The following is a 4,927-nucleotide window of genomic DNA, read 5'->3' on the forward strand; positions in this document are numbered from 1 at the left end:
TGAGCGCCCCTTGCCAGCTTCTCGTGCTGGCAGGGCCGGAGCACGGCCGGACCATTCCACTAGCGGAAGTCTTGATCTGCGATATCGATATAGGGGCTGCCGAGTTTGCGACTGGCCGTTTCAATTCTAGCATATTATTGTCCCGGAACCGACTAACAGGGGTCCATTTTGCTTTCAGAGGTTCTCGACCTTCATGGCCAGCAGTCGCCCCGGAATGCACTGCTTCGCGTGAACGATGCAAGTGCTCGTGAGACATCATTACTATCGCGGGAGCGGTTTGATCGAATGATTGGCTCCGCGAGCGTTGCAACGTTCATTGAACCCGCTAAGGCGCTCCTTCTGGCGTTCGAACAGACGGACAACTACGACGGCATCCACTTCAAGTGGTTTCAGAGCCGCTACGATCGGTTTCTGTACGTTGACCGCGTCGTGGTCTCCGAGGAGCACCGGAGCCATGGTTATGGCCGGATGCTGTATGCCGATCTGTTCACGCGAGCTGAAAAGCTTGGCCACAATTGCATCGTCTGCGAGGTCAACATGCAGCCCTCGAATCCCGGGTCAGACAGATTTCATTCAGCACAAGGGTTTCGAGAAGTAGGAAGGGCAACGATCGATAGTGGAGCGAAGGCTGTCCGCTATCTCCTCTGGCACCGATAACGGCGATTGTAACGATGCTCCACGGGTTGGCGATCACCCTGTCGCGTCGACCACCCCGGCGGCTGAGGAGAGTCCCTCTGGTGACTCCAAGGCGATGACGACCGAGATGCGCTTCCTGGATGCGGCTATCGTAACCTTTGCGCTTGAAGCGAAAGTTGCCTTTGGTCGTACATGACCCTATTCTGCTGTGTCGGAAATGTCAGACGCGAATTGCGGCTTTCGTAATGTGAATGCCATTGACCTCGCCTTGCAAAATCGTCGTCGCCGGCGGCCGTGGACAAATGGGCCAAGCCATTGTTCCGGCGCTGAATGCTGATCCCGCTTTCATTCATGTTGGCAATCTAGGTTGTCCGGGCAGCACCGGCGATGGGTTGATCGGCCTCGCAGCCGCGCTTGATGTAGCAGATGTGATCATCGACTTTACGACGAGTGAGGCAGCAACCAAACTCTCAGAGGCGTGTGCGGCAAGTGGCCGGCCTGCGCTGGTGATAGGCGCGACTGGCTTTGAGCCTGATCAACTTGGCCGGATTAGCGAAGCGGCACGCAGGATACCGATTGTGCGCTCCGGTAACTTCTCACTTGGTATCAATATGCTGGTCGGCTTAGTCGCGCAAGCGGCCCGGATTTTCCCCCGCGAGACTTGGGACATAGAAATTTCTGAAGCCCATCATCGCCGGAAGATTGATGCGCCTTCCGGGACGGCATTGATGTTGGGTGAAGCCGCTGCGCAAGGCCGTGGCGTTTCCCTCGCCGCTGTCGAACGACGAGGCCGGGATGGCATCACTGGCGAGCGCCTATTGGGTGAAATAGGATTCTCAGTCATGCGAGCTGGGGGCATTGTTGGAGAGCATAGCGTTACGTTCGCCGCTGCCGAAGAGGTTGTGACCCTTTCACACTCAGCGCTGGATCGCAGCATGTTCGCGCGCGGCGCGCTATCCGCTGCACGCTGGATTATTGGGCGTGCATACGGCGAATATGACATGCAAGATGTCCTGGGCTTGAAGAGTTCGTGACGCCTTACTGGGATTAACAGAGCGGAGCGGTCGCGCTCACCTTAATTGCAAATGTCCGCTCCTGGCCCACGCCGAACCGCGCTTAAGCCCTTGTGACGTCGATTGTCAGCGGCAAACCGGACATCGATCCTTGCTCCCTTCCACCGCCGCTTTTGACCCTGAACGGACATCCGAGGTGGACGTGGGTCGATCTGTGCCCTTCGTCACGACGTCGGTTACAAGGGTCATTGTTTGGGCCTCCAGCTTTCTAATCGATTTTTTCACGCCGCTGGCTTGGCGGTGTGACCAGCCATTTTACCAAAGCGTCAACTTGCTTCGGGACGTCGCGCCAACGAAGTTTGTCAAACTCAAGGGCATCAAAGCTCGCACGGAGACCTATGCCATCAACGACGTAGGTGTGGACGGTGCAACGACTCAAGACGCCGCGGTCCCTCTCAGTCAGGCCGGGTTTGCATGAGAACTGCAAATAGCCGCCAGCGCCATCATCGTCGCCGGGGCGAACAGCCACGTAGTACTGATTGCCAAGCCGCGCGAACCCGTCCGGGTCGGGCTGAAGTTGTTTCAGTCTTTTACTGACTTCAGGATCTGATGCTTCGCGACTTCGCTGTCGCGCTTCGCTAAGATTACGAATCCCGGAGCTTATCAACAATTCGTAGATGAAAGGCGGGCTGATTTCAGGATAACGTTCTTGCCAATCTCGTTGCCCTGGGACCTTCGGAAAGGAAATAAGGATTGTCCGTTCGACTTTGAACACGGCCTTGCCCGCGATAGCAGCAGACGCATTGTACGGAGGGTCGGCGCCGACCACATTGATCGTCCATGCTTTCGGAAAATAGAAGCGTGTTCCGTTAAGCTCGAAAGTTATTGTTTGAGCCGTCGCGGAGAACGCCGACATCGATATCATGCTCGCTGTAAGGATTGTCGTCAGAAGCTTCATGCTACCCAAGGTCCGTCTTCAGTTGGTGCCCCTTTAATGCCCAGTCGAGCCTGCTATGTCACCTCCTGGCCCTCAACGGACGTGCCGAGCGGGCCGGATGATGTCCGCCTTCGGGAGCAGAGCAGAAGTGCCCGTAAGTCCGGGCGATGTCGCATTTTGACCCCGAAGCGGACCTTTGGCTCCACAGGAAAGAGGCCCGAGTCGTGTCGCCTTGTGACCGGAGCAATAGAATTGGCTTGGCAGCGTAGTTGGTCTTGATTTTTTACCGCCGAAGAGACAACCTCTCGTTCTCATTTATAGAGTTTGCAACGTGATTAGCAGCGTGGATCGACGCGCCGTCATTGTCGGCTCCGGAGCATTGCTGCTGGCCGGGCACGGTTCAGCAAAAGGGCCCCCGATGACTTCGGAAAGCGTGTCGGACAGTCCTGCGGATATTCATGACGGTTGGCGTGTCGGAAATCCTGCACGGCATGGGTTCGACCCCGCGCTACTGCAGGATATGCGCCGGCGCGTGGCCGATGGCCGGCTCGACAACGTTCACGCCATCATCGTTGCGCGCGACGGTGTGCTTGTTTACGAGCAGTACGCGGCCGGGCAGGATCAAAATGGTCTTGAGCCAGCAAAGCATACGGTGTTCAACGCGGCGACGAGGCACAATGGCAACTCGATGACCAAGAGCGTGACCTCGCTCCTGGTCGGCGTCGCCCTGCAGCGTGGCTGGATCAAAACTCTGGACGCGCTGGTTCTGGACTACTTTCCGGAATATGCCGATCTGCGCACGCCGGAGAAGAGCGCGATCACGCTGTACCATCTGCTGACGATGTCGGACGGCCTTGATTGGTCCGAGTTCAAGCCGCCGTTCGATAGCCTCGGCAAGATGCGTGGCGCGAAGGACGCTTATCGCTACGTCCTGGAACGGCCGGCCGCTGCGCCGCCGGGGCACACCTACAACTACAATAGCGGAGCGACCGAGTTGATTGGCGCGGTCTTGCGGAAGACGAGTGGCAAGTCGCTTGACGTGCTGGCGAGAGACGAATTGTTCGAGCCACTGGGCATCGAGGACGTCGAATGGAATCGACAATTGCCAGATGGTCAGCCGCAGGCGAGCGGTGCATTGCGGGCTCGCCCACGCGACTGGGCGAAGCTTGGTCAGCTGGTGATAAACCGCGGTGTCTGGAATGACCGGCAGATTGTCCCGTCGGCCTGGATCGCGGACTCGATCAAGCCTCGCAACAACGGACCGGGATTGTTCCTGTACGGTTATCATTGGTGGCTCGGGCGCTCGTTCTGCCGCGGAAGAGTCGTCGAATGGGCCGGTGCGATGGGCTGGGGTGGTCAGCGATTGATGATCGTTCCGGATTTGGGCCTGGTCGCGCTTGTTCATGCATGGCTGCCGAACCGGATGAACCTTCCGGAGACTATTTTGCTGAACGAGTTTATCCTGCCTGCGGCAATGCCTTCCTGATCGGGCGGAGACAGGCAGTTGGCCACGGTGCAGCGGCGCCTTCGTGTCGCCTATTGGCCCATTTGGGACATGCCCGCCTGTCCTGAGAACGTCCGTTCACGGGCGTAGACCAGAAGTCGCCGTGATCCGGTCAGACCGACGCTGATGACCCACAGACCTTGGGCCTTTTCGGCTCTAGTCGAACCAGACCCCACACGAGTCTCCTCAGTCTCATTAATATGGGAAGATGAGATCCCATTCTGAAAGAATCGGCCGCAGACCCACTTGATTGCACTTATCTATTGTTCCTTGGCGCGTATTATCGCCCGGGATTGCAACCCACGTGATGCGATCCCGGCTCTCGGCCAAAACGACTTCGAAGTCCTTGGTGCCGGATTTGAGCAATCGAAATACGGTATCCCCTGCAGCGGCTGTCTCAATACGGCCCTTCAATGCCAACCCGGCTACACTCTCGAATACGACCCTTCCTAAATCGGTATCAAACGTCACGTGATAGTACCCTTGATTCGCACACCTCACAGTGAACTGCTCTGCGTTCGCGGGTGTCGCCTCAAGCAACAACATCAAAAGTGAAACTGCTCTCGCCTTTTCAATCATGCGCAGCCAACCAAAGCACGAATGTCGGTGTTGCGACGACGCAGAACTCTGGTGAGCTTGTTGTATGCTGAGGGCATGCTGGCCGAGTTTCAATGTACGCTGCCTTTTGGCTTGGCTTCGCTCAAAGGTAGTAATCTAGTACTAAGAGATTATTTAGAGTGATGCCAAAATTGAATCCGATCTTAATCAAGCCAAGTCGCCTGTTGGCCCTCAACGGACATGCCAAGCGGGCCGGATGATGTCCGCCTTCGGGAGCAG

The 4,927-nt window shown here is 57.1% G+C and carries 5 protein-coding genes; 3 read left to right on the forward strand and 2 right to left on the reverse strand.

Translation table 11 applies throughout. The annotated features are described in order from the left end of the window. Positions 1–228 precede the first annotated feature (228 nt). A complete protein-coding gene (locus CQ13_RS07265) occupies positions 229–657 on the forward strand; it encodes a GNAT family N-acetyltransferase (RefSeq protein ID WP_283807491.1) in 429 nt (142 codons plus the stop codon). 236 nt (positions 658–893) lie between these two features. Continuing rightward, positions 894–1,670 carry a 4-hydroxy-tetrahydrodipicolinate reductase gene (gene dapB / locus CQ13_RS07270; RefSeq protein WP_057842332.1) on the forward strand — a complete coding sequence of 259 codons (777 nt, stop codon included), beginning with the start codon at positions 894–896 and terminating at the stop codon, positions 1,668–1,670. Positions 1,671–1,917: 247 nt separating this feature from the next. Here dapB and CQ13_RS07275 read toward each other — a convergent pair whose 3' ends face one another. After that, positions 1,918–2,607: a hypothetical protein gene (locus CQ13_RS07275; RefSeq protein WP_057842329.1), complete on the reverse strand. Its 690-nt coding sequence runs from the start codon at positions 2,605–2,607 to the stop codon at positions 1,918–1,920. A 358-nt stretch (positions 2,608–2,965) separates the two neighbouring features. Here CQ13_RS07275 and CQ13_RS07280 point away from each other — a divergent pair, with 358 nt between their 5' ends. Continuing rightward, positions 2,966–4,072, forward strand: coding sequence for a serine hydrolase domain-containing protein (locus CQ13_RS07280; protein ID WP_156433553.1), 1,107 nt, complete (start codon positions 2,966–2,968; stop codon positions 4,070–4,072). A 213-nt stretch (positions 4,073–4,285) separates the two neighbouring features. Here CQ13_RS07280 and CQ13_RS07285 read toward each other — a convergent pair whose 3' ends face one another. Next, entirely contained in the window at positions 4,286–4,669 is a 384-nt protein-coding gene (locus CQ13_RS07285) for a hypothetical protein (protein WP_057842331.1), read from the reverse strand. Between the last annotated feature and the right edge of the window lie 258 nt (positions 4,670–4,927).

It is taken from the genome of Bradyrhizobium retamae (assembly GCF_001440415.1).
Lineage (GTDB): Bacteria > Pseudomonadota > Alphaproteobacteria > Rhizobiales > Xanthobacteraceae > Bradyrhizobium > Bradyrhizobium retamae.

Coding starts and splice junctions, on each gene's coding strand:
- CQ13_RS07275 (WP_057842329.1), bottom strand. CDS start 2,607: ATGAAGCTTCTGACGACAATCCTTACAGCGAGCATGATATCGATGTCG.
- CQ13_RS07285 (WP_057842331.1), bottom strand. CDS start 4,669: ATGATTGAAAAGGCGAGAGCAGTTTCACTTTTGATGTTGTTGCTTGAG.